Origin of the sequence: Amycolatopsis sp. NPDC051128, from assembly GCF_040682715.1 — a bacterium.
In the GTDB taxonomy this organism is placed as follows: Bacteria; Actinomycetota; Actinomycetes; order Mycobacteriales; family Pseudonocardiaceae; genus Amycolatopsis.
This window is the reverse complement of the sequence record NZ_JBFBBN010000007.1, coordinates 144,334-167,255: the sequence shown is the minus strand read 5'-3', so window position 1 is coordinate 167,255 and position 22,922 is coordinate 144,334. Positions and strand designations below refer to the sequence as shown.

Genomic DNA, 22,922 nt, shown 5'->3' with positions numbered 1-22,922 from the left:
CCGTTGATCTTGCTGGTGGGGCATACTCGCACCATGCCTCACCAGCCTCACGAGTTGATTCCTCGCCGCGCCGAGGCCCTCGTTCGCGAGGCGCTCGACGACACACGTGTCGTCTTGGTGAACGGAGCTCGCCAGGCCGGCAAGAGCACGTTGACCAGGCTTGCCACCGGCCGTCAGCCGACAGTTCTTCGGCTGCTCGACGATCCGACAACGCTGCGTGCCGCCAAAGACGACCCCACGGGGTTCGTAGAGCACGACAGCCTCATGGTCATCGATGAGATCCAGCTGGTCCCAGAACTTCTTCAGCCGATCAAGGTGTCGGTGGACCTGGACCCGACACCTGGGCGCTACCTCCTGACAGGCTCGTCACGAATCCTGGCCATGCGGACCCTCCCGGACGCGCTGCCCGGCCGCATGGAGGTGATAGAACTCTGGCCGTTCTCCCAGGGCGAGATGCACGGGACGCCTGACCGGTTCGTGGACACCGCGTTCCGGCACGGCCCGCGGATCGACCACTCGTCAGAACTGCGCCGCCGCGACTACCTGGAGCGGCTCGTCGTGGGTGGCTTCCCGGAAGCCGTGCGGCGTACCCCGCGACGCCGTACTGCCTTTTTCGACTCATACCTGTCAACCTTGATCGAACGCGACGTCCTGGAACTGGCGAGCATCGAGCGTCGAGGCGACCTGCTCAAACTGATCGCACTCCTTGCCGGGCGCGCCGGCGGCCTGCTGGAGCCGTCTTCGCTCGCCGCACATTCCGGCATCCCGAGAACCACCTTGATTCGCTATCTCGAACTGCTGGCGTCGGTCTTTCTGATCAAGAGCATCCCCGCCTGGTCGACCGGGCAAACACGACGCGCTGTGGGCACACCGAAACTGGCGTTCGTGGACACCGGTATCGCTTGTCACCTCATCGGGCAGGACCCGGTGCGGCTGGGCGAGCCGAGCGGAGCCGCAGGTTCGATGATGGAGAACTTCGTGGTCATGGAACTGGCCCGCCAGCTCACCTGGTCCGAGGAACGCGGACGGTTGTATCACTACCGCACCAAGGACAAACAGGAAGTCGACGCGGTCATCGAGACGCCCGACGGCAGGGTGATCGGGGTGGCGGTAAAGGCGGGTGCCACGGTGCGCACCGAAGATCTCACCGGCCTGCGTAATCTGGCCAACCATCTGAAAGATCGGTTCGTCGCCGGGTACGTGTTCTACACCGGCCAGCAAACTTTGCCGTTCGGAGAGAAGATCAAAGCCCTCCCCTTGGATGCGCTCTGGAGACTCACTCCGTAGGCCGGCCGACACGACGCACTTTCGTTGCTTCTGGATGATGGCGAAGGGGAACGGCAATGGATCTCGAAGACGCGTTCAACGTGGTCGATACGCCGGTGCGCCTGTCGGGACAAAGTGACGAAGCCTTGGTGCGGCAGATACAGCAGCGCAAGGAGTTCAGCGCACCGCGCAAGGCGCTGTCTCCTGCAGCCGGTCTGGAGAACGACGGCCGCGAGAGCGGGTGACGTTCGAAACCCCGGCGGGAACCGCACGCGGCACAAGCTTCGACTCCGGCTTCGGACGAGAGCGGCTCACCGTCAGGTACGGCGTCTCCGAGTCGGTCGGCGAACAGCTCACCGAAGGGTCCGCCGGGGCGGTGATGGAGGCGCAACAAGCGTTCGCCGACCGGCTTCAGGCGTTGCAGGCCCCGGACCGGGCATCCGGATCGCACGAGGTGTATTCCGCGACCGCGGACGGGACGATCTTCTCCCTGGTCCGGGGCAACGGCGGCTGACACGTTCGGAGCAGCCGGGTAACGCTTGAGCTGTCGAAACTCTCCCACCAGGCAACCCACCGGACGAACCGGACGTCCCCCGTAGACCCAGCGCTGGGACTTCCATCAGTTCGCCAGGAGGCCCACCATGTCCAGACCCTTCAGACGCGCGCTCGTCGCCGTCACCCTGCTGATCGCCGGGACGCTCGCCGCCGCGACGCCCGCGGGCGCCGTGAACTCGGTGCCGACCCTGACCGGCATCCGGACCGGGCTCAATCCCGGGTTCGACCGGATCGTGCTCGACCTCGGCCCTGGGGGCACGCCCGTCGTCAGCCACCAGCTCTTCGACGAGCTCATCGCCGACCCCAGCGGGGAAATCGTGTGGCTCACCGGCGAGTATTTCATCAACGTCACCGTGGGGCACGCCGCCGCGCACGATGACAACGGCAACCTGACCTATACCGGGCCGCAGAAGTTCCGGACGCGGAACCTGCACAACGTCATGGCCGTCGCCGTCACCGGGGACTGGGAAGCCCAGCTGACCATCGGGCTCGGTGTCCGGTCGCGGACCACGGTGAACGTCTTCACCCTCACCGCGCCCAACCGCGTCGTCATCGACGTCGCCCACTGAAGGCCGGGGCCACCCGAAAAGGTGGCCCCACCCTCAGCCGCGCTCGTACGGCGTCTTCTCCCCGGCTTCGACCGCGAACGGCAGGTGGTTGCCCGCCGGCGGGAGCGGGCACGTCGCGAAGTCCGTGAACGCGCACGGCAGATTCACCGCCCGGTTGAAGTCCAAGGTCACCGACCCGTCCGGCGAAGGCGCGCCGACCGGCAGCGACCGGTTGGCCGCGTACGTCGTGACACCGCTCGTCGCGTCCGTGAACAGGATGCTGAGCCCGCCCTCCTTGCCGTTGAACGCCGTCAGCGTGTACGACGCGCCTTCATGTGAGAAGTGGACCACGCCCGGTGCTGTGTAGACGTGGCTCAGGCCTTCCACGACCGCGCCCACCGTGGTCGGCCGCGGCGTGGCGAACGGCTCGAAGCGGCCGGAAAGCACCCAGGACGGCGACGGGTCGTACGCCGGGACCCCGCGGAATTCCCGCAGCACCTCGGCCTTCGGGTCGTGCACGCGGATCAGGTACCCCGAGCGGCGGGCCACTTCGATCTCGACGTCGCCGGCCAGCACCCGCGTGCCCGCGCCGCTGTTGACCAGCTCGAACCGGCGGACGTCGGCGATCGGCTCGCCGTCGTGCGAAAGCGAAGCGCCCGCCGGGTCGACGTAGGCGGCGTCCTCGTCCTGCCACCAGCGGCCGGGGATGCCGGGGTACTCCCGCGGCGCGTCGGTCAGCCAGTCCAGCGACACCAGCGCCAGCCAGCCGTGCGGCTCCGCGAGGTCCGCCTCGCGCCGGGTCTTCCAGTCCTGCCACTCGGTCGTGAACGTGCTCATCGCAGACCTCTTCTCCTCGGCTACGACGGTGCCAACCCGCCGCCCGCGCCGGTATTCCGCGTCCCACCATCCGGACCCGTCCGCAGCCAGGCGACTTCTCGCTCCCCGCCGGCCGGGACGACGACCCGCCGGAACTCCGCCGGGTCCGCCGCGGCCGCGGCGTGGAACCGGTCGGAGACGATCAGCAGCTGGTCCGCTTCCGGCGTCGCCGACAGCGCCGCTTTCAGCGCATCGGCGTCGCACAGCCACGCCGCCAGCGCGACCGCGGCCCCACCGAAGTGCGGCGGGCGCAGCACGACGTCGCCGTGGTCGGCCGCCAGCCGCAGCCGCAGCCTGCCGAACTCGTTGAGGTGGCGGTTGCGGCGCCGCAGCGCGTCGTCCACCAGACCCACGAGCCCGGTCGCGACCCACGGCCGCGGCACCGCCGGCGGGATGACCAGCGTCGTGTGGTCCCCTTCCGGCCGGCGGAACCACGTCGGCGTCCGGTACGGCACCGGGACGCGTTCCACCACCTCGTCCAGCACCGCGTCGAGGGTGACGCCGAGGTGCACCGCGCGGGCGGTGCGGCCGCGGCTCGGGGCGACGATCCCGATCCGGACGACGGTCGCGGCCACCGGGACGGTGTGCATGGCGTCCTCAGTCCTCCCGGGAATCGAACGACCACTGCAGGCCATAGCTCAGGCCCTGGTGCAGCCCGTGGAACTCGAGCCCCACCTCGCCGACCCGGTTGACCGCCAGCGGGTCGCCGGAGTCGACGCCGTCGTCGATCACCCGGCCCCGGCACGCCGTTGAGGCGCCACACCCGGGACGGCGGGTCGGTGCGGTCGAACCGGACCCGCACCGAGAACTCCTCGCAGCGGCGCAGCGGCGTCATCGCGTAGTACGGCCGCAACGTCGTGCGCCGCGGGGCGAAGCGAATGCCGTACTCGTGCCGCTGGCCGAGCCGCAACGGGTTCGGCAGCCGCATGACGAACTGGGCGTGGCTCGCCGAAACCTGGCGGGCTTCGACGATTTCGCCGCCGTACAACATGTCCGCGGTGATGTCCGGCACCGGGTCGCTGCCTGGCTCGGCCGGCACGCTGAACGACAGGACCAGCTCGTCGAGCTCGTCGACCTCCGCGACGATCCGGCGCTCCTCCTGCAGGTCGGGCGGGTCGCGGTCAAACCTCAGCATCGCCTTCATCGACTCGACGTACCAGCCGGCGAGCGGATGCGGGTCGCGGCCGCGCGAGGGTGCGCCGAGCAGCTCGTCGAGCCGTCGGAACGCGAGATCGATCCGGCGGCGCGCGGTGCGCGGGTCGCGGTCCAGGACGCTGGCCAGCCACGAGATCCGCCGGTCGAGGAACTCCCCCGCGGCCTCCTCGTGCAGGCCCAGCGCCGCCAGCGCGGCCAGCCTCAGGTCCGCCGGCAGCCGCCCGCACAGCTCGGTGAGCCGCAGCACCAGCTTGTGCCGGGCCGCGGCGGGCTGGTCGGTGTCGGTGATTTCGCACGCCGCACGCAGGCAGGGGCCGATCCGCTGGTGGAGGTCGGCCGCGTCGAGCCCACGGCCGCGGCGCAGTTCGTTCAGTTCGCGCACGAACGGGAAGGAGTTCTCCGGCGTCATCCCACCCCCTCCCGGCGCCGCGATGCCTCTGTGGAAAGAGCTGTTCACGTTACCAGCGGCAGTTCCGCGGCGGACATGACAGATTCAGGACACCGGAATTCGCGGAATGCCCGGCCGGCCGACCCCCCACGAGCCGGCCGGCCGGGGCCCCACCGCGGGTCAGCTCGCCCCGAAGACCAGTGCCCAGACCAAGTGGCTCTCCATCACACACCTCCTCATCGCTGTACCCAGGCCGAGGCGGAGAAGGGTGCGGAGCCGTGCAACGTCGGCGCGGCCGGCTCCGCCACGTTTCCGGTGGCCGCCAGGAATCCCACGACGCCACCGACAACGAACGCGACGAAGACCGATTTCACCAGGGTCAAAATCTTGCAGTAGACGTTCACGACAGGACTCCCCGACCTCGCACGAAAATGAAATCCAGCCGGTCGGCATCTCTTTCTTTTCCGGCCGGACTCCAGGATCGCCGGGCGGCGGCGTGCGTCAGATGCCCGCTGTCACGGGCGTTGTGTGCCGTTTGGCTCAGAACGGGCGAAGGCGCGCAGGACGCGCGGCCGGCGGATGAGGATCCGGCGACGGCCGGTCTCGACGATCCCGCGCTCCCGCAGCACGCGCAGCGCCCGTGCGACGGTACGCCGAGCCGCGCCGATCTGAGCGGCGATGTCCTCCTGCGACAACGCGGCCTCGATGACCACGCCCTCCGGCACGGTCCGGCCGTGCTCCTCGGCCAGCCGGACCAGGACCACCGCGACACGGCGGCTGACGTCGAACGCGGCCGAGTCGACCCGGGCGGACTCGGCGTTGCGGAGCCGGGCCGCGACCGTCTTGATCGTCGCGATGGCGATCGCGGGCCGGGCGTGCAGGACGTCGACGAACTCCGCGCCGGTCAGCTGGAAGACGGTGCAGGGTTCGATCGCGCGCACCGACGCCGACCGCGGCCGTCCGGTGACCGCCGCTAGATCGCCCAGCACCTCGCCGGGGCCGCGCAGGCCGAAGAGCACCTCGCGACCGTCCTCGACGATCGTGGAGACGCGCACCCAGCCGGAAACCAGCACGTGGACGTGGTCGGACGGGTCGCCCTCCATGAGCACGACGTCGTTCGCGCGGAACCGGCGGCGGGTGCCCCTGGCGAGCAGGTAGTCGCGATCGGCGTCGGCGAGGTAGGCCAGGAACGCCCCCTCCGCCGCCGTGTCGTCGTGCCCGCTCATGGCTCCCCTCCGGATCACCACCGTAACCCGGCGTCGCGGCCGGGAGCGAGGATCACCCCGGTAAGGTCGCCGCGTGGACGTGGAGATCTACACCGACGGCGCGTGCAGCGGGAACCCCGGACCGGGCGGCTGGGGCGCGGTGCTGCGCTACGGCCGGCACGAGCGCGAGCTCTACGGCGGCGAAGCCACTCCCACGACGAACAACCGGATGGAGCTGACCGCGCCGATCCGGGCCCTGGAGAGCCTGACCCGGCCGTCGCGGGTGCGCGTGTACACCGACAGCACGTACGTGCGCAACGGAATCACGCAGTGGCTGCCCCGCTGGAAGAACAACGGCTGGCAGACGACGGCGCGCGCGCCGGTTAAGAACGCGGACCTGTGGCAGCGCCTCGACGCGGCGATCGGCGGGCACGAAGTCGAGTGGCTGTGGGTCAAGGGTCACGCGGGGCACCCGGAGAACGAGCGAGCGGACCGGCTCGCGGTGCGGGGCGCGCAGGAGGCCCGGGAGACCGGGAAGCCGGTCAACGCGGGTTAGCGATCCGGCACAGTACTCCGAAAAGGACGGACGTTGCGCCGTTCGGGCGATCGGCGTTCTTTCTCCCGGCGCTCCGAGGGAAGATCGGACCCTTCCGGACCGGGGAGGGAACGGGAGATGTCCGACGTCGAGGGTTTCTACACCGACGAGAACGGCGCTGAGCGCGGGTGAAGGCTCGGCGGCGGTCGAGTCCGGCGGCGGGTCGAGCCTGCAGGCTCGTAGCTCCGGCAAGGAGTCCGCCCGCAAGGGCAAGCACGAGGACGCGATGAAACGCCTCGGCCTCAAGACGATCAAGAAGCTCGCCAAGCGCGAGCTGAAGTGCGCGCCGTACGCGTTCGGGCAGGTGCAGCAGTTCTTCGTGCGCCACCCGTGCAAAGCGCTCTCGCGGATGTTGCTCGCCGTCGGCGACGGTGGCGGGAACACCGTCGTCGTCACGATCGCCTGGGTCCGGATGCCGAAGGCCACAGAAGCGCGTGACCTGCGGGAACTGGCCGATCGCGACGGCAGCGGCAACATCTACGCCCTGCCCGACGCGCTGCTGAAGCGGGCCGGCGTGCGGTTCACCGGCGACCACTACGCCTCCCGCCTCGACGGCTCCCTCCTGGTGATCGCCGAGGCGACGAGCGGCGGCGGGCATCCGGAGCCGGCCGTGCTCGAAGACGCGGCGGACGTCGCCGCCGACTTCCCGATGCCCTGAAACCGCGACCGTGGCGAACGCCGATTTCCCGCGGAGAGACCCGCGCGGAACCCGCTGCACCGTCGTGGACGGCCGGGCGGCACAATTTCCCGATGCGTCCCGCTCCGTGCCCGTGCGGCTTGGCCGAGTCCTACGCCGGCTGCTGCGGCCGGTTCCACGACGGCGGGCTCGCCGCGCCGACGGCCGAGCTGCTGATGCGCTCGCGCTTCAGCGCCTTCGCCGTGCGCGACACCGCGTACCTGCTGCGCACCTGGCACCCGGACACCCGGCCGCGGCGGCTGGCGCTCGACGCCGGGCAGGAGTGGACGCGGCTGGAGATCCTCGGCCGCACCGGTGGCGGGCTGCTGCACGCCGAGGGCACCGTCGAGTTCCGGGCGCACTACCGCCACCACGGCCGGGACGGCTTCCTCGAGGAGAACAGCCGGTTCCGCCGTGAGGACGGCCACTGGGTGTACCTCGACGCGGAGGCGTAACCCCGCGCGAGCCGACAGTGTCCCGCTCAGCGAGACGCTGCCCGCGACTCTGGGAAGACGGCGCCCTGCGCGCCGCCCCGGCGAGGCACGCCGCCCGCGTCTGACGAACCGGGCGAAAGCACCCCTGTTCCCGGGGTGACCGGACCGCTACCATCATCCGCAATTGTTAGGGAACTTTACTAACAATGGCCACCTTTCCCTCGCCGCCGCGGTGCCTAGGAGGCGCGCAAGTGAGCTATCGGCAGAGAAGAACACGGACCCTACTGGTGGCGGCCACCTTGGCCGTCGCGGTGACCGGGGCGACCGTCCCGGCCGCCACCGGGCAGGAGCCGGCCAGGGCGGTCGTCGCGGCCGCGGCCCCGGCGACCGCGGTCCCCGGCTTCCTGATCCAGACGTCGGCGCGGGTCAGCGACGACTCCGCGGTCTCCAAGCCCGGTTACGACACCTCCGGCTGGTACCCGGTCGGCCCGCGCTCGACCGTCTACGCGGGGCTGCTGGCCAACGGCAAGTACGCCGACCCGTTCTACTCGACGAACATGAAGAACGTGCCGGCCGCGGACTTCAAGGTCCCCTGGTGGTACCGCGCCGACCTCACGGTCGCCGACACCACCCAGCGCACCTATCTCGACTTCAGCGGCGTCCTGTCCAAGGCCGACGTCTGGGTCAACGGCAGGCGGATCGCCGACAAGACGCAGGTCAACGGCGCCTACACGCACCACGACCTGGACATCACCGCGCTGGTGAAGGCCGGCACGAACAGCGTCGCGTTCAAGGTCTACCCGAACGACCCGGACAAGGACCTGTCGATGGGCTGGATCGACTGGGCGCAGACCCCGCCGGACCAGAACATGGGCATCGTGCGGGACGTCCTGGTCCGGCGCAGCGGCCCGGTGGCGCTGCGCGGCGGCCACGTCGTCACGAAGCTGACCGGGCTGTCCCACGCCGACCTGACGGTGAAGGCCGACGTCCGCAACGACTCGGCGACCGCGGTCTCGGCGACGGTGTCGGGCACGGTCGCCGGGCGGGCGATCAGCCAGACGGTGAGCCTGGCGGCCAATGAGAAGAAGACCGTCACCTTTCCGGTGACCGGGATCGACAATCCGCGGATCTGGTGGCCGGCCGGGATGGGCGGGCAGCCGCTCTACGACCTCGACCTGACCGCGAGCGTCGGCGGCACCGCGTCGGACACCGCACACTCCCGCTTCGGCGTGCGCGAGGTCAAAGCGCCGAAGAACGCCAGCGGCGGCCGGTCGTACACGATCAACGGACGCCCGCTGCTGATCAAGGGCGGCGGCTACTCGCCGGACCTGTTCCTGCGCTGGAACGAGCAGTACGCGGCGGACAAGCTCGCCTACGTCAAGGACCTCGGGCTCAACACCGTGCGCCTGGAGGGACACATCGAGCCCGACGAGTTCTTCGACCTCGCCGACCGGATGGGCGTGCTCACGCTGCCCGGCTGGGAGTGCTGCGACAAGTGGGAAGGCCAGGTCAACGGCGACGAGAAGGGTGACCCCTGGACCGCCGCCGACTACCCGGTCGCGAAGGCGTCGATGACCGCGGAGGCCGAACGGCTGCGCGACCACCCGAGCGTCATCTCGTTCCTCATCGGCAGCGACTTCGCGCCCGACGCGACCATCGAGAAGAACTACCTCGACGCGCTGAGCGCCGCGGACTGGGCCACGCCGGTGGTCCCGGCCGCGTCGGCGAAGTCGTCGCCGCAGCTCGGGTCGGCCGGGATGAAGATGAACGGGCCGTACGACTACGTCCCGCCGAACTACTGGTACGACAAGGCGCACTCCGACAGCGGTGGCGCCTGGAGCTTCAACTCCGAGACCAGCGCCGGGCCGGACATCCCGACCATGGACACGCTCAAGCGGATGATGTCCGCGAGCGAGCTGGACACGCTGTGGAAGAACCCGTCGGCCGCGCAGTACCACCGGTCCTCGTCCTCGACGTTCGCCAACCTGAAACTGTTCGGTGCCGCGCTTTCCGGCCGCTACGGCGCGCCGTCGAGCCTCGCCGACTACGTCCGGAAGGCACAGCTGGCGCAGTACGAGAACGTCCGCGCCGAGTTCGAGTCGCACTCGCGGAACTTCAGCGACAGCTCGAACCCGGCCACCGGGATCATCTACTGGATGCTCAACAGCGGCTGGACGTCGCTGCACTGGCAGCTGTTCGACGCCTACCTCGACCAGAACGGCTCGTACTTCGGGGCCAAGAAGGCCAACGAGCCGCTGCACATCCAGTATTCGTACGACACCAAGTCCGTCGTGGTGGTCAACCACAACCACGACGCGGCGTCGAACCTCACCGCGCGTGTGCAGCTGTTCAACCTGGACGGCACGGCGAAGTTCGACCAGTCCAAGGTCGTTTCGGTGGGCGGTGACGGTGCGAAGACCACCGCGCTGACCATCGGCACGGTGAGCGGGCTGTCGAAGGCGTACCTGGCGAAGCTGGTGCTCAGCGACGCGTCGGGCAAGGAGGTCAGCCGGAACGTCTACTGGCTGTCCACCAAGGCCGACACGCTCGACTGGAACAACAGCGACTGGTACTACACGCCGACGAAGTCGTACGCCGACCTGACCGGGCTGAACTCGCTGGGTTCGGTCACCGTCGGCGCAAACGCGACGTCCTCGGTGAACGGCGACACGACGACCACCAAGGTGACGCTGACGAACACCTCGACCGGAAAGATCCCGGCGTTCTTCCTCGACGCGCACGTGGTCGGCGGGGCGGGCGCGCCGGTGCTGCCGGTGCGGTGGACCGACAACCAGGTCAGCCTCTGGCCGGGCGAGTCCACCACGCTGACGGCGACCTACCGGACCGCGGACCTCAAGGGCGCCAAGCCGTCCGTGCGGGTTTCGGGCTGGAACTCGGGCACGAAGACGGTGCCCGCGGACGGCACGGCCGGTCCCAGGGGGCCCGGGGTTCCGCCCCAATGTGGCGTTGGTTGCGTCTGACGCACCGAACGCCACGTTGGTTGCGTCTGACGCACCGAACGCCACATTGGGTGCGTCCAACGCACCGAACGCCACATTGGGTGCGTTGGACGCACCGAACGCCACTTTGGGGCGCTCGGCCCGAACGTCGAACAACTCGCGACGCCCGACACCAGGACCGGTCCGGGGGCGGCACTTTCACGGGAAAGTGCCGCCCCCGGATCACGTCCAGAGGAGGCGCTGCTCGCGGTCCGGGTCGGAGACGGTCGTCGAGACGTCGTCGAACAGGTGCGTGACGCGGTCCGCCGTCGTGTAGCGCGGCCAGCCCGGGTCGCCGGTGGTGATGAACCGGACCCAGACGTCGAACATCGCCGTCGCCATCGCCTGCATCCGCTCGGCCGGGAAGGTCCGCCCGGCGAAGAGGAACCGCCAGTTCCGGTTGCGGATGTCGTCGAACATCAACGGCAGGTCGAGGCCGTGCGCCGCGCCGAGTCCCTTCCCGCGCGGGGCGATCCGCCAGTCGAGCCGGTACATCCAGGCGTCCGGCTGTGCCTCGGCGAAGCGGATCGCCGGGATCCACCAGTCGCCCGCGGTCAGCGCGCGGTTGCGGACCTGGTCCTCGGGCCAGTCCGGCAGCAGCTCACGGTAGGCCGCGACGGCCTTGTCCACCGCGGAAGCGTCCAGCATCGTCGAGCCGACGCCGAGCAGCTTCGCGCCGCCCGACTGCAGCCAGCTGAACAGGTCCTCCTCGTCGGCCGTCGTCCCGATGAGCAGCCGGACGTCGCGGACGCCGTCCAGCGGCCGTCGGGGAAGCAGTTCGTCGCCGACGACCACGCGGTAGGTCACCTTGGTCCCCGACGCCGCCGAAACCCGTTGCTGCGCTTCGAGAATCCGCTTCACCGACAACGTCGCCAGATCATCCGGCGAGGCGTCCAACTCCGTCAGGACCGCCGAAGCGACCGCCGCGCCTTCGGCCGGAGTGTGCACGACCGAGCCGACGCCGGTGCCGCTCTGCACGATCGCCTGCCGCACGAGCCCGCGCGTGGCGGGCACCGCGAGCAGCGTCCCGACGGTGCGCCCGCCGTTGGACTGCCCGGCGAGCGTCACGCGGTCCGGGTCGCCCCCGAACGCGGCGACGTTGTCCCGCACCCACTCCAGCGCGGCGACCTGGTCGCGCAGGGACAGGTTGGAGTCGGCGACGCCGGGCAGGTGCAGCATGCCGAGCACCCCGAGCCGGTAGGCGACCGTCACGACGACGACGCCGCGCCGCGCGTACGCCGACGCGTCGAACTGGTGCGGCGCGCCCATCACGCCGCCTCCGCCGTGGATCCACACGAGGACGGGGTACGAGCCGGGCTCGGCCGGGGCGTAGACGTTGAGGTGGAGGCAGTCCTCGTCGCCGGTGAAGCCGCGGCCGGTCAGCTCGGGCTGCGGCGCCCGCGGCGCCCAGCGGGTGGCATCGCGTTCACCGGACCACGGCACCGCCGGCCGGGGCGCGCGGAACCGCAGCTCCCCCACCGGCGGTTCGGCGTACGGCACGCCGAGGAACGTCCTGACCCCGTCCCGCCCGGAACCACGCAGGGCGCCGGCCGTGATCTCCACCGTCGTCACGCCGTCAGCCTAGGCGCCGGGCTTGCCCTGGAGCGCGCTCCAGCGTGTTGACTGGGGCACACACACCGGGAGGAAGACTTGACCACAGCCGAAAACAAGCAGCTCCTGAAGACGGCGTTCGACGCCTGGGCGACCGGCGACATCCGGCCGCTGGTCGCGGCCATGGCCGACGACGTCGTCTGGACCGTCAGCGGGCACAACAGCTGGTCCGGCAGCTTCCGCGGCAAGGACTCGGTCCGCCGTGACCTGCTCGGGCCGCTCGGCGAGCAGTTCGACGGCATCTACACCAGCACCGCGAGCCGGTTCGTCGCCGAGGACGACGTCGTCGTGGTCGAGACGCGGGGCAGCGTCGCCACGAAGTCCGGCGCGCGCTACGACAACGAGTACTGCTTCGTCTTCCGGCTCCAGGACGGCCGGATCCGCGAGATCACCGAGTACATGGACACCCAGCTGGTCGCCGAGGTGCTCACCGACCTGGCCCGGTGACGCCCGTCGCGGAGCCGGGGTGATGATTACCCCCGTGCACATCGCGGCGGAGATAGTGGCGCTGGTCGTGACCGTCCTGGTCGTCAGCGCGGTGGCGCGGCGGCTGGACTGGCCTGCCCCGCTGTGCCTGATCGTCGTCGGCGTCGGCGCGTCGTACGTCCCCGGGGTGCCCGAGTACCACCTCGACCCCGAGGTCGTGCTGCTGGGCCTGCTGCCCCCGCTGCTGTACTCGGCGGCCATCCAGACGTCGCTGGTCGACTTCCGGAAGAACCGCGGGGCGATCGGGCTGATGTCGGTCGGGCTCGTCGTGTTCACCGCGCTCGGCGTCGGGCTGGTCGCCTGGGCGGTGATCCCCGATCTGCCGCTGGCCGGCGGCATCGCGCTCGGCGCGATCGTGGCGCCGCCGGACGCGGTCGCGGCCAGCGTCGTCGCACGTCGGGTCGGCATGCCCCGCAAGCTGATCCGGCTGCTGGAGGGCGAGAGCCTGTTCAACGACGCGGCCGCGCTGGTCGCCCTCCGCACGGCCATCGCCGCGCTGGCGGGCTCGGTCAGCCTCTGGCAGGTGGGGGCCGACTTCCTGCGCGCGGCCATCGGCGGGATCGTGGTCGGGCTGGTCGTCGGGTTCGTGGCCGCCTTCATCCGCGCCCGGCTGAACGAGCCGGTGCTGGACACCGCGCTGTCGTTCGCGGTGCCGTTCATCGCCTACATCCCGGCCGAGGCGATCCACGGGTCCGGCGTGCTCGCGGTGGTGGTCGCCGGCCTCATCCTGGGGCACAAGGCGCCGCAGATCCTGTCCGGCTCGACGCGGCTGGCCAGCAGGCTGAACTGGCAGACCATCGCGTTCCTGCTGGAGAACATGGTCTTCCTGCTGATCGGCCTGCAGCTGCGGCGGATCCTCGCCGAGGTCGGCGACAGCGGGCTGTCGCTGGCGCTGCTGACCTGGATCTGCGTGGCCGTGCTCGCCGCGACGATCCTCACGCGGATGCTGTGGCTGATCGGCATCGGCACGGTGAAGCGCCTCGAACGGCGGCTGCTGCCGCGGAAGGCCAAAAGGAAGATCTGGCCGTGGCGCTACTCGGCGGTGATCTCCTGGGCGGGCATGCGCGGCGTGGTCACGCTCGCGGCCGCGTTCGTGCTGCCCACGGACACCCCGCAGCGGGCGGTGCTGGTGCTCGCGGCGTTCGTCGTCGTGGCGGGCACGCTGGCCCTGCAGGGCATGACGCTGCCACCGCTGATCCGGCGGCTGCGCCTGCCGCGGCCGGACCCGGCGGAGGACGCGCTGCAGGAGGCGGCCGTGCTGCACGACATGACCCACGCGGCGCTGGCCAAGCTCGAAGAGCTCCGCGGACCCGACGACCCGCCGGAGATCATCCAGCGCCTCCGCGACCGGCTGCAGCACCGCGCCGACTCGGCGTGGGAGCAGCTCGGCCGGCAGAGCGCGCTGGCCGAGACGCCGAGCGACGCCTACCGCCGCCTGCGGCTCCAGCTCCTCGACGTGGAGCGCGAACAGTTCCTGAAGGCCCGTGCCGGCGGCACCGCCGACGACGACGTCCTGCGGCGGGTCCTGGAACGGCTCGACATCGAGGAGTCCATGCTCGACCGCGACGAAGAGGAACCCGAAGTGGAAGGCCGCGAACTGCGCACCCCGGCCGCGACGGCCGGTTCGTGCAAGCACCTGGCCCACGAGTGGGGGGACAAGGAGCCGAGCGCGACCGACAGCTGCGCCGCCTGCGTCGCCGACGGAACGACCTGGGTCCACCTGCGGATGTGCCTCAAGTGCGGCAACGTCGCGTGCTGCGACTCGTCGCCGCGCCGCCACGCCACCCAGCACTTCCACGAGAGCAGGCACCCGGTGATGCGGAGCTTCGAGCCGGGCGAGACGTGGCGATGGTGTTTCGTGGACAAGCAGCTCGGTTAGGGTCCCAGCATGAGCACGCCCGAGCAGGAGATCGAATACCGCCAGCACCGGTTCTCACCGCCACCCGGCGCGACCGAGATCTTCCTGGTCCGGCACGGCGAATCCGCGCCCGCTCGGGCCAGCCAGCCGTTCGACCTGGTCGACGGCCAGGCCGACCCGGACCTCGCGCCGGAGGGCCGCGACCACGCCCAGCGCGTCGGCGTCCGGCTCGCCGGCGAGCGGATCGACGCGATCTACGTGACGACCCTGCGCCGCACGGTCCAGACCGCCGCGCCGCTGGCGGAGAAGCTGGGGCTGACCCCGGTCGTCGAGCCGGACCTGCGCGAGATCCACCTCGGCGAGTGGGAGAACGGGCTGTTCCGGAAGCACACCACCGACGGGCACCCCATCGTCGACCGGCTGTGGGCCGAGCAGCGCTGGGACGTCATCCCGGGCGCGGAGTCCGACGAGCGGTTCGGGGCCCGGCTGCGCGGCGCGCTGACGCGGATCGCCGCCGCGCACCCCGACCAGCGCGTCGCGGTGTTCACCCACGGCGGCGTGATCGGGGAGGTGTTCGCGCAGGCCTCCCGCGCGGTCGAGCGGTTCGCGTTCCTCGGTGCCGACAACGGCTCCATCTCGCACCTGGTGCTGCACGGCGACACCTGGATCGTGCGGCGCTTCAACGACACCGCGCACCTGGCTACTCCGCTCGGCTGAGCTTCCCCGCCGCGACGAACTGCACGGTCACCACGATCGACACGGCTTCCGCGGCGAGCAGCCCGATCAGCACCAGTACCTGCGTCACGCCCGCCTGGACCGGGCCCGCACCGCCCAGCAGCACGCCGACGTAGGCGCCCGGGAGCGTCACCAGGCCGACCGTGCGAGTCTGGTCGAGCGCTGGGATCAGCGCGTGCCCGGCCGACGGGCGGCAGATCTCCAGCGCGGCCGGACGCGGCAGGAACCCCAGCGCCAGCGCGGCTTCGTACTCGCCGTGCCGGGATTTCAGCTCGTCGAGCGCGCGTCGCGCGGCTTGGGAAGTCGCGGTCATCGCGCCGCCGATCACGATGCCCGCGATCGGCACGACCGCGATGGGCCGCGCCGGGACCACCCGGGCGCCGAGAACCAGCGCCAGCACCGGCACCACCCCGGCCGCGATCGCCAGCGCGGTCCACGGCAGGTTCGCCCAGCTGCCGGCGCGGCGCGCCGACGTCACCGCGGCGATGCCGAACATCAGCAGCACGAACAGGCCGGTGAGCGGGTTCGAGCGCAGGACGGCGGTGATCACGAGCGACACGACGGCCAGCTGCGCGACCGCCCGGACGGCGGCGATCAGCACCGCCCGCCCGTGACCGAGCCCGCCGGCCTGGACGACGGCGGCGCCGGCGACGGTGAGCAGGACCAGCACCGCCACCAAGGCGGGCCCGAAGGTGATCGCGGCGTCGTTCACACCGCCGATCTTGCCCGAGGGCTCAGACGGCGCAGCTGAAGAGGCGGCCGGGCTCTTTGGCGGTCTTCTCGGCGACGACCACCCCGTCGACGATGATCCGGCAGCGCAGCTCGCCGGGGCCGGGGTTCCGGGCGGCGATGCTGGCGAACGCGGAGCGGCCGGCCGGGCCGGCCTGGGTGAACGTGGTCGACCACGGCGTCGTCACCTCGGCGCGCTGGGTCAGTGCCGAGCCCGCGCCGGCGTAGGTGACGTTGCCGGCACCGTGCGCGCCGAGCAGCTCGTAGACGACGGTGTGGCGCACCGTGCGGACCGCGGCCGGGGCGACCGGCGCGGCCACCGGCTCCTCCTTGGCCGGGCCGCGCGCGGACTTGGGCACCACGAACGACGTCACCGCGAAAGCCGCGGCGAGCAAACCCAGGACGACGACGGCGCTGCCGGCCGGCCGGGTCCGGACGGCGCCGTCGCGCTGGTCCTTCGGGGCGGGCCGGGTCGCGGTGGGAACACCCATGGAGAGGTCTTCTCTCGTCGCGCGCACTCCGGTCGAGTGCGTCGTCTACATCTCGCCGTGACCTCACTGCGCGTTAGCCGCTCGTCGCGAGAAGCCCGACTTTCACCCGGACGGGTGCCCTGGCCGGTCGGGCATCCGCCGGTTTTGTCGGACCTCGGGTGCATGATCCGGGTGTGTACGAAGAGGCGGTGGCCCCCGGGCCGCTGCGGGGCGTGGCCCGCTGCGTGTGGCGGTCGGCTTCGGCGGGGCCGAGGCGGATCGTGCCCGACGGCTGCCTGGACCTGGTCGCCGGGGACGGCGCGGTGTTCGTCGCGGGGCCGGACACCGCGCCGTGGTCATCGGTGACCCACCCGGGCGCGGTCCTGCGCGGCGTGCGGTTCGCGCCCGGCCGGGCGCCGGCGGTGCTCGGCGTGCCGGCCGACGAACTGCGCGATCGCCGGGTCCCGCTGGGTGAGCTGTGGGGCCGTGCCGGGGAGCTCTTGGCGGAGCGGCTGCTGGCGGGGGAGATTTCCCTGGCGCGGGCGGTCGCGTCCCGGCTGGCGGAGGTGCCGCCACCGGATCCGGCGGTGACGGCGTTGATCGCGCGCCTGGACGCGGGGGCGGCGCGGGTCGCGGAAGCGGCACCACCGATGGAGACCAGCGAGCGGCGGCTGCGGCGGCGGTTCGTCCAGGCCGTCGGCTACGGGCCGGCCACCTACCTGCGCGTAGCCCGCTTCCAGCGCGCCGTCGCCCTCGCCCCACGCGCGCCCGGGCTGGCCGCGCTGGCCGCCGCCGCGGGGTATGCCGACCAGGCCCACCTGAGCCGGGAGTGCCGGGCCCTGACCGGCCTCACCCCCCGCACCTACTTCACCCAACCCTCCACTGTGGACACAAGGACCGTGACCGGCTCCGTTCGGCGTAACCCGCGCGGACAACCGGAAGTGGCCCCTCCGCCGAAAAGGTAAGCGGACGGTAAACGACTACCAAGAGCGCTATTCTCCCCTCGACGAGTGATCAGGGAGGGCGTGTGGCCACCATCAGCGACGTCGCGGCGAGGGCCGGCGTCTCCACGGCGACCGTGTCGCGCGCGCTCAACGGTAAGTCCACAGTGGACCCGACGCTCGCCGCGCGGGTCCAGGCGGCCGCCGCCGAGCTCGGCTATCACCCGAACGGATTGGCCCGGAACCTGCGCCGGCAGGAGACGGCCGTGCTCGCGCTGATCATCTCCGACGTCGAGAACCCGTTCTTCACCGCCATCGCGCGCGGCGTCGAGGACCTCGCGCAGCGGTCCGGGTACTCGGTGGTGCTCTGCAACTCCGACGAAAACGAGGAGAAGGAGCGGCGCTACATCGAGGTCGCGCTGCAGGAACGGGTCGCGGGGGTGGTGCTGTCCCCCACCGGCCGGTCGACGAACGTCGAGGGCCTGCGCCGCCAGGGCACGCCGCTGGTGGCGGTCGACCGGCCACTGCCGGCCGAGGCAGGCGACCAGGTGCTGGTCGACACGCGGCACGCGGCCGCCGAGGCCACGCGGCACCTGCTGGCGGGCGGCTACCGGCGCGTCGGCTGCCTGACCGGGCCCGCCGGGGTCCGCACCGCCGACGACCGCCTGGCCGGGTACACCGACGTCGTCGGCGAAGCGGACGCCGTCTTCCGGCGGGCGGAGTACCGCGCCGAAGGTGCCCGGCTGGCCGCGCTGGAACTGCTCGACGAGCCGTCGCCGCCGGACGCGCTGCTGGTCGCGAACAGCACGATGGCGATCGGGGTGCTGGAGGCACTGGCGGCGCGCGGCCTGCGCTCCGGACGCGACGTCGGCATCGTCTCGTTCGACGACGCGCCGTGGACGACGTTGATCGACCCGCCGCTCACGGTGGTCGCGCAGCCGGCGTACGAAGTCGGGCGGGTGGCGGCGCAGCTCCTGCTGGCCCGCATCACCGACAGCACCCGCGACGCGACCACCACGACGCTCGAAGCCCGGCTGATCGAGCGGAAGAGCTCGCGCCGCTGACCGGCTCGGAAAGTGACCTTCAGAGCACTGCGCCGCCTGCCGGCAGCACGTGAAAGTTTCACCATGGACGTCCGCCCGGAACGACGTGCCTGGGGGGCCGGCTCGTGCCAGGCCCCCCAGGCACGCCCCACCCCCTGTGTCCCCCATGGCCGGCGCCGACACGCCGGATCCTGTGAGCACGGAGCGGAAATCGTTTACTCACCCCGGAACGTAAGGCCGCCCGCCGGGAGTGTCAAGCCCGTCACGGGTATGGACAACTTCGCCCCATGCGGGCACACTGATCGGAAGTTGACTACTCAATGTGTTGACTTATGTGCGCTAAGTGTCGGCCTCTGGTGATTTCACCCTCAGACAGGGCAAGAAACCGCACGAACCCGCACATGCGCGCTGTTTCGGGTTAACCTGAGCCACATGTCTGTAGCGCTGGAGAACATCCTCGCCAAGGCGGGCCTGAAAGTCGACGCGAACGAGTTCCTCACGCTCGTGGAAGACGCGGCGCGCAGGCTGTCCCCGCCGAATCCGGATCCCTCGCACTACTTCTCCGCCGACCAGCGCGCCGCGCTCGCCGACGTAGGCCTGGACCTGTCACCGCGCCGCGAGGACGAACCCGATTTCCGGGCCCGCACCGTGGCCGCCCACGCGGTGCTCGCCGAAGGCGCGCTCAGCGTCAACGAGGCGGCGAAAACCCTCGGCGTCGACGACAGCCGGATCCGGCACCGCCTCAAGGAGGGCAGGCTGACCGGCTGGAAGGACGGCGGCTGGCGGCTCCCGGCGTGGCAGTTCGCCGGCTCGGGCGTGCTGCCCGGACTGGAAGCCGTGCTCAAGGCGCTGCCCGCGGACCAGCCCGCGCTCGTCGTCGCCGCGTTCATGAGCACCCCGCAGCCGGACCTGGTGATCAACGAGCACCCGGCGACGCCTCGCCAGTGGCTCCTCTCCGGTGGTGACCCGGACCACGTCGCCCGCCTCATCGCCACGCTCGGCTCGCCGTTCTAGGCTGGACCTCCCCGAGCAAGATCACCGACAAGGACGGACGACCCCCGACGCATGGCCCGGCTCCCGCTGCCGCCCGCCCGATCCGTCCTGGTCCGGCAGCTGAACCGCGCGCACGACGTGGTGACGGTCCAGCCCGCGACCAGGCTGGTGCGGATCTTCACCGCGCACGGCAACCACCCCCAGCAGTGGAACTCGTTCCGCTACACCGGTCCCCTCCCGCACGGCCGGTTCGACCAGCAGCCGCCCGCCCGCGGCGGCGCACCGGTCACCGACCCCGCGAACGGGGTGCTCTACTTCGGCCTCACGGTGCGCACCTCGGTCGCCGAGGTGTTCCAGACGAGCTCGACGGTCGACCGCCGCACGCGCGGCCCCCGGCTGGTCGTCGTCCGCCCGACGCGCGCGCTGCGCCTGCTCGACCTGACCGGCCTGTGGCCGACCCGGGTCGGCGCCTCACAGGAGATCTCGAGCGGGCCGAAGAAGCTCACGCAGGCGTGGGCCCGCGCGATCCGTGGCGCGTTCAGCGACCTCGACGGTCTCTGGTACCGCTCGTCGATGGACTCCGGCGACCCGGCGATGTGCCTGTGGGATCCCCCGGCGGGCGCGGCGCTGCCGATCGCGCCGGACGTCCTGCTGCCGCTGGACCACCCGGGTCTGGACGTCCCGCTGGGCCGGGTCTGCGAAGAGCTGAACTACACGCTGCTGAACTGAGCTTCCAGCACCGGGATGACCGCCCGCAGATCACCGCCGTCGACGCGGTGGGTCGCGACGGCGCGGGCCGCCGGGGTCGCGTTGAAGCCGATGCTCGTCCCGACGGCGGCGAAGAGCGGCAGGTCCGACCGGCTGTCCCCGACGGCGACACAGCGCGCCGGGGCGATCCCGTGCCGGCGCGCCTGGGCGAGGGCGAAGTCGCGCTTGCCGTACTCGTCCAGGTGCTCGGCGACCCGGCCGGTGTAGCGCCCGTCGTCGGCCTCCGGCACCGGTCCGCAGAACGCGGCGAACCCGAACCGCCCGGCGAGCATCCGGCCGACCGGTGTCCACGCGAGCGTGGTGAGGATCGGGCGGAGGCCGTGCCCGTGGCACCACGCCACCGTCTCGGCGATCCCGTCGACCAGCGGCAGTGTCTCCAGCCGGGCCCGGATCTCCGCTTCGGTGTGCCCGGCCCAGCCGCGGGCGTCGATCACCGACGCCTCCTGGTTGGTCATCCGGCCCGCCACGTAGGCCGCCTCGGCCGCGACGAGTTCGGCCTCGTGCCCCAACGCCGCGGCCACCCAGGCGCACGAGCTCGTCCCGGGCACGAGCGTGCCATCGACGTCGACGCAGACCAGGCCGCGAGGCTCAGCCACGCGTACCCCGCGGCGCCGTCACAGGTGCCGCGCCCACCAGTCGAGGACCGCTTCGAAACGCTGGACGCGGTGGCGCGGACGGCCGGAGCGGGTCAGCTCGTGGCCTTCGCCGGGGAACAGCAGGAACTCCGCGTCCGCACCCGCGCGGCGCAGGGCCACGAACATCCGCTGCGCCTGCTCCAGCGGGCAGCGCCAGTCCTGCTCCGAATGCACCACGGCGAACGGGATCCGGATCTGCGAAGCGTACGAAAGCGGGCTCCGATCGCGCTGCACCTCGGGATCGGAGCCGATGTACGCGTCGACGAACGAGTAGCCGATGTCGGAGCTGCCGACCATCGAGTCCCACGCGTTGACCGCGCGCTCGCTCCACGCCGCGCGGAACCGCTCGCCGTGGTGGGCCGCCAGCCAGCTCGTCATGAACCCGCCGTAGGAACCGCCCATGACGCCGACGCGCGAGGCGTCCAGGTCCGGGCGTTCCAGCGCCGCGTCCAGCAGGGCGAGGACGTCGTCGACGTCGACCGTGCCGTAGCCGTACGTGATCGCGTGGCCGTGCCGCTGGCCGTAGCCCGCCGAACCGCGCGGGTTGCCGATCACCACCGCGTAGCCCGCGGACGCGTACACCTGCGCCTCGTCGAACACCGCCCAGTCCTGCTGGGCGAACGGCCCGCCGTGCACCACGCGCAGCACCGGGTGCGGGCCTTCACCCGCCGGGATCACCAGCCAGCCGTGCACCGGGTAGCCGTCCGGCGTCGTGGTCTCCAGCTCGATCACCGGCCGGAGGCCCTTGTCCCGCAACGGCTTCGAGTAATCCGTCAGCGCACGGGGGGCGCCGTCGCCGAGCAGCACGACGTCGCCGGCGGACTCGGGCGAAGCGATCACCGCCGCCAGCACCGAGCCGTCGAGCGTGAACGACCGGACCACCGCGCGGTCCGCGTAGACCACCGGCAGGTCGGTCAGCGGCGCGTCCGTGGCGTCGACGGCGACCGCGCGCAGCTCGACCGCGCCGCGGTTGCGGACGGCCACGAGCACGTCGCGATCGCGCGGCGCCGGCGGGCCCGCCGCGGCCTCGCAGTCCACCGTCTCGATGTCGGTGAGCCGGTGGGCCTTCACCGGATCGGCGCCGAACTCGGGCGTCGCCCGGTAAAGGCCGGTCGACGCGGCTTCGCGGTGCTCCCCGAAGTCCTGCCCGAAGTAGAACAACGTGCCGTCGGCGCCGAACGCGGGCCGCTCCGAGTAGCCGGGACAGCGCACGACGACCTCGGGTTCGCCGCCGTCGGCGGAGATCGCGCAGATGTCCCGCGACTCGCTCTCGGCAGCGCCCCAGTCCGGCGGCGCGGTGAAGACCACGCGGGCGCCGTCCGGCGTCCACGCCGGGTGGGCCGCGTCGAACCCGTCGCCGGTCAGCGGCTCGGGTTCCAGGGGCTCGTCGCGCTCGAGCGCCGCCACGGCGTCGACGACGAACAGCCGCTGCGCCCGGTCACGCACGAACCCGACGTCGTCCATCCGGTAGTCCATGCGCGTGATCCGGCGCGGGGCCTCGGCGGCCGGCTCCGGGGTCTCGCCGTCGGCGTCCGGAGTCCCGTAGCGGCCGGCTTCCGGCACGCGGGCGGTGAAGGCGATCCGCCGCGAATCCGGCGCCCACACCGGTTCCCCGGCTCCGAGGTGCAGCGACGTCAGCGCCTTCGACGCGTCACCGCCACCTGAGGGCATCACGTGCAGCTGCGGGCTGCCGTCCGCGCCCTTGCCCTCCCCCGCGCGGAGGAACGCCACCCACCGCCCGTCCGGCGAGATCGACGGCGCCGAGTCGCGGGGACCGTGCGTCCACGCGGCCTCGCCACCGTCGAGCGACACGCGCCGGAGCGCGCTGTGCGCGGCGTTCGTCTTCAGGTCGGGCTTGTTCAGCGCGGTCAGCAGCAGGTTCCCGCGCAGGGCGGGCCGGCCGGGGACGACGAGGTCTTCGATGTCGGCAGGACGCACGATCCCGACCGTACCCGA

Annotated in this window: 25 protein-coding genes; 16 read left to right on the top strand and 9 right to left on the bottom strand. The window is 71.6% G+C overall.

Features of this window, described 5'->3' with window-relative positions; translation table 11 throughout:
• Nucleotides 1–33: 33 nt before the first annotated feature.
• The 4 genes from AB0M82_RS10925 to AB0M82_RS10910 all read left to right on the top strand — a co-directional run bounded on the left by AB0M82_RS10925 (nucleotide 34) and on the right by AB0M82_RS10910 (nucleotide 2,390).
• Nucleotides 34–1,287: an ATP-binding protein gene (locus tag AB0M82_RS10925; protein ID WP_364719813.1), complete on the top strand. Its 1,254-nt coding sequence runs from the start codon at nucleotides 34–36 to the stop codon at nucleotides 1,285–1,287.
• Nucleotides 1,288–1,343: 56 nt separating this feature from the next.
• Nucleotides 1,344–1,511 carry a hypothetical protein gene (locus AB0M82_RS10920; RefSeq protein WP_364719810.1) on the top strand — a complete coding sequence of 56 codons (168 nt, stop codon included), beginning with the start codon at nucleotides 1,344–1,346 and terminating at the stop codon, nucleotides 1,509–1,511.
• On the top strand, nucleotides 1,508–1,780 hold the full coding sequence (locus tag AB0M82_RS10915; RefSeq protein WP_364719808.1) for a hypothetical protein: 273 nt from the start codon (nucleotides 1,508–1,510) through the stop codon (nucleotides 1,778–1,780). Before AB0M82_RS10920 ends, AB0M82_RS10915 begins: the two co-directional genes overlap by 4 nt.
• 127 nt (nucleotides 1,781–1,907) lie before the next feature.
• Nucleotides 1,908–2,390, top strand: a complete 483-nt coding sequence (locus tag AB0M82_RS10910; protein ID WP_364719806.1) for a hypothetical protein — start codon at nucleotides 1,908–1,910, stop codon at nucleotides 2,388–2,390.
• 33 nt (nucleotides 2,391–2,423) lie between these two features.
• Here the strand turns inward: AB0M82_RS10910 and AB0M82_RS10905 are convergent, their stop codons facing one another.
• Genes AB0M82_RS10905 through AB0M82_RS10895 form a run of 3 tightly spaced genes read right to left on the bottom strand, consistent with a single transcriptional unit; the run spans nucleotide 2,424 to nucleotide 3,977 of the window.
• Nucleotides 2,424–3,206, bottom strand: coding sequence for a DUF1684 domain-containing protein (locus tag AB0M82_RS10905; protein WP_364719804.1), 783 nt, complete (start codon nucleotides 3,204–3,206; stop codon nucleotides 2,424–2,426).
• A 20-nt stretch (nucleotides 3,207–3,226) separates the two neighbouring features.
• Nucleotides 3,227–3,835, bottom strand: coding sequence for a hypothetical protein (locus AB0M82_RS10900; protein WP_364719802.1), 609 nt, complete (start codon nucleotides 3,833–3,835; stop codon nucleotides 3,227–3,229).
• A 7-nt stretch (nucleotides 3,836–3,842) separates the two neighbouring features.
• Nucleotides 3,843–3,977 (bottom strand): hypothetical protein, encoded by a 135-nt coding sequence (locus AB0M82_RS10895; RefSeq protein ID WP_364719800.1) that lies wholly within the window; start codon nucleotides 3,975–3,977, stop codon nucleotides 3,843–3,845.
• Nucleotides 3,978–4,134: 157 nt separating this feature from the next.
• Here AB0M82_RS10895 and AB0M82_RS10890 point away from each other — a divergent pair, with 157 nt between their 5' ends.
• The gene (locus tag AB0M82_RS10890) at nucleotides 4,135–5,184 is read left to right on the top strand and encodes a hypothetical protein (RefSeq protein WP_364719798.1); all 1,050 of its coding nucleotides are present in this window, start codon (nucleotides 4,135–4,137) and stop codon (nucleotides 5,182–5,184) included.
• Nucleotides 5,185–5,303: 119 nt separating this feature from the next.
• On the opposite strand, the gene AB0M82_RS10885 is transcribed toward AB0M82_RS10890, so the two are convergent.
• Nucleotides 5,304–6,014 (bottom strand): Crp/Fnr family transcriptional regulator, encoded by a 711-nt coding sequence (locus AB0M82_RS10885; protein WP_364719795.1) that lies wholly within the window; start codon nucleotides 6,012–6,014, stop codon nucleotides 5,304–5,306.
• 73 nt (nucleotides 6,015–6,087) lie between these two features.
• Here AB0M82_RS10885 and rnhA point away from each other — a divergent pair, with 73 nt between their 5' ends.
• The 4 genes from rnhA to AB0M82_RS10865 all read left to right on the top strand — a co-directional run bounded on the left by rnhA (nucleotide 6,088) and on the right by AB0M82_RS10865 (nucleotide 10,679).
• Complete coding sequence (gene rnhA, locus AB0M82_RS10880) at nucleotides 6,088–6,549, top strand: ribonuclease HI (protein WP_364719793.1); 462 nt, start codon at nucleotides 6,088–6,090, stop codon at nucleotides 6,547–6,549.
• A 265-nt stretch (nucleotides 6,550–6,814) separates the two neighbouring features.
• Nucleotides 6,815–7,246, top strand: coding sequence for a hypothetical protein (locus tag AB0M82_RS10875; protein ID WP_364719790.1), 432 nt, complete (start codon nucleotides 6,815–6,817; stop codon nucleotides 7,244–7,246).
• A 92-nt stretch (nucleotides 7,247–7,338) separates the two neighbouring features.
• Entirely contained in the window at nucleotides 7,339–7,719 is a 381-nt protein-coding gene (locus AB0M82_RS10870; RefSeq protein ID WP_364719787.1) for a YchJ family metal-binding protein, read from the top strand.
• Between the two features lie 230 nt (nucleotides 7,720–7,949).
• Nucleotides 7,950–10,679 (top strand): sugar-binding domain-containing protein, encoded by a 2,730-nt coding sequence (locus AB0M82_RS10865; protein WP_364719784.1) that lies wholly within the window; start codon nucleotides 7,950–7,952, stop codon nucleotides 10,677–10,679.
• Between the two features lie 201 nt (nucleotides 10,680–10,880).
• On the opposite strand, the gene AB0M82_RS10860 is transcribed toward AB0M82_RS10865, so the two are convergent.
• Nucleotides 10,881–12,269: a carboxylesterase family protein gene (locus tag AB0M82_RS10860; RefSeq protein WP_364719781.1), complete on the bottom strand. Its 1,389-nt coding sequence runs from the start codon at nucleotides 12,267–12,269 to the stop codon at nucleotides 10,881–10,883.
• 78 nt (nucleotides 12,270–12,347) lie between these two features.
• Between AB0M82_RS10860 and AB0M82_RS10855 the strand changes: the two genes are divergently transcribed.
• From AB0M82_RS10855 to AB0M82_RS10845, 3 genes are read left to right on the top strand one after another with little or no spacing between them, the layout of a single operon-like run.
• Nucleotides 12,348–12,755 (top strand): nuclear transport factor 2 family protein, encoded by a 408-nt coding sequence (locus tag AB0M82_RS10855; RefSeq protein ID WP_364719778.1) that lies wholly within the window; start codon nucleotides 12,348–12,350, stop codon nucleotides 12,753–12,755.
• A 22-nt stretch (nucleotides 12,756–12,777) separates the two neighbouring features.
• Nucleotides 12,778–14,673: a Na+/H+ antiporter gene (locus tag AB0M82_RS10850; protein WP_364719953.1), complete on the top strand. Its 1,896-nt coding sequence runs from the start codon at nucleotides 12,778–12,780 to the stop codon at nucleotides 14,671–14,673.
• A gap of 9 nt (nucleotides 14,674–14,682) precedes the next feature.
• Nucleotides 14,683–15,369, top strand: coding sequence for a histidine phosphatase family protein (locus AB0M82_RS10845; protein ID WP_364719776.1), 687 nt, complete (start codon nucleotides 14,683–14,685; stop codon nucleotides 15,367–15,369).
• Here the strand turns inward: AB0M82_RS10845 and AB0M82_RS10840 are convergent.
• Both AB0M82_RS10840 and AB0M82_RS10835 read right to left on the bottom strand, forming a co-directional pair.
• Nucleotides 15,353–16,099, bottom strand: coding sequence for an ABC transporter permease (locus AB0M82_RS10840; RefSeq protein WP_364719773.1), 747 nt, complete (start codon nucleotides 16,097–16,099; stop codon nucleotides 15,353–15,355). The two genes, AB0M82_RS10845 and AB0M82_RS10840, sit on opposite strands and share 17 nt — an antisense overlap.
• Before the next feature lie 22 nt (nucleotides 16,100–16,121).
• The gene (locus AB0M82_RS10835; protein WP_364719770.1) at nucleotides 16,122–16,607 is read right to left on the bottom strand and encodes an MmpS family transport accessory protein; all 486 of its coding nucleotides are present in this window, start codon (nucleotides 16,605–16,607) and stop codon (nucleotides 16,122–16,124) included.
• Between the two features lie 173 nt (nucleotides 16,608–16,780).
• Between AB0M82_RS10835 and AB0M82_RS10830 the strand changes: the two genes are divergently transcribed.
• The 4 genes from AB0M82_RS10830 to AB0M82_RS10815 all read left to right on the top strand — a co-directional run bounded on the left by AB0M82_RS10830 (nucleotide 16,781) and on the right by AB0M82_RS10815 (nucleotide 20,292).
• The gene (locus tag AB0M82_RS10830; protein ID WP_364719768.1) at nucleotides 16,781–17,551 is read left to right on the top strand and encodes a helix-turn-helix domain-containing protein; all 771 of its coding nucleotides are present in this window, start codon (nucleotides 16,781–16,783) and stop codon (nucleotides 17,549–17,551) included.
• Between the two features lie 62 nt (nucleotides 17,552–17,613).
• Entirely contained in the window at nucleotides 17,614–18,591 is a 978-nt protein-coding gene (locus tag AB0M82_RS10825; RefSeq protein WP_364719765.1) for a LacI family DNA-binding transcriptional regulator, read from the top strand.
• 411 nt (nucleotides 18,592–19,002) lie between these two features.
• Nucleotides 19,003–19,584 carry a DNA-binding protein gene (locus AB0M82_RS10820; RefSeq protein WP_364719762.1) on the top strand — a complete coding sequence of 194 codons (582 nt, stop codon included), beginning with the start codon at nucleotides 19,003–19,005 and terminating at the stop codon, nucleotides 19,582–19,584.
• 51 nt (nucleotides 19,585–19,635) lie between these two features.
• Nucleotides 19,636–20,292: an RES family NAD+ phosphorylase gene (locus AB0M82_RS10815; RefSeq protein ID WP_364719760.1), complete on the top strand. Its 657-nt coding sequence runs from the start codon at nucleotides 19,636–19,638 to the stop codon at nucleotides 20,290–20,292.
• Here AB0M82_RS10815 and AB0M82_RS10810 read toward each other — a convergent pair.
• Both AB0M82_RS10810 and AB0M82_RS10805 read right to left on the bottom strand, forming a co-directional pair.
• Nucleotides 20,274–20,927: an HAD family phosphatase gene (locus AB0M82_RS10810; RefSeq protein WP_364719758.1), complete on the bottom strand. Its 654-nt coding sequence runs from the start codon at nucleotides 20,925–20,927 to the stop codon at nucleotides 20,274–20,276. The genes AB0M82_RS10815 and AB0M82_RS10810 overlap by 19 nt on opposite strands.
• A gap of 18 nt (nucleotides 20,928–20,945) precedes the next feature.
• Complete coding sequence (locus AB0M82_RS10805; protein WP_364719756.1) at nucleotides 20,946–22,904, bottom strand: S9 family peptidase; 1,959 nt, start codon at nucleotides 22,902–22,904, stop codon at nucleotides 20,946–20,948.
• Nucleotides 22,905–22,922 lie beyond the last annotated feature (18 nt).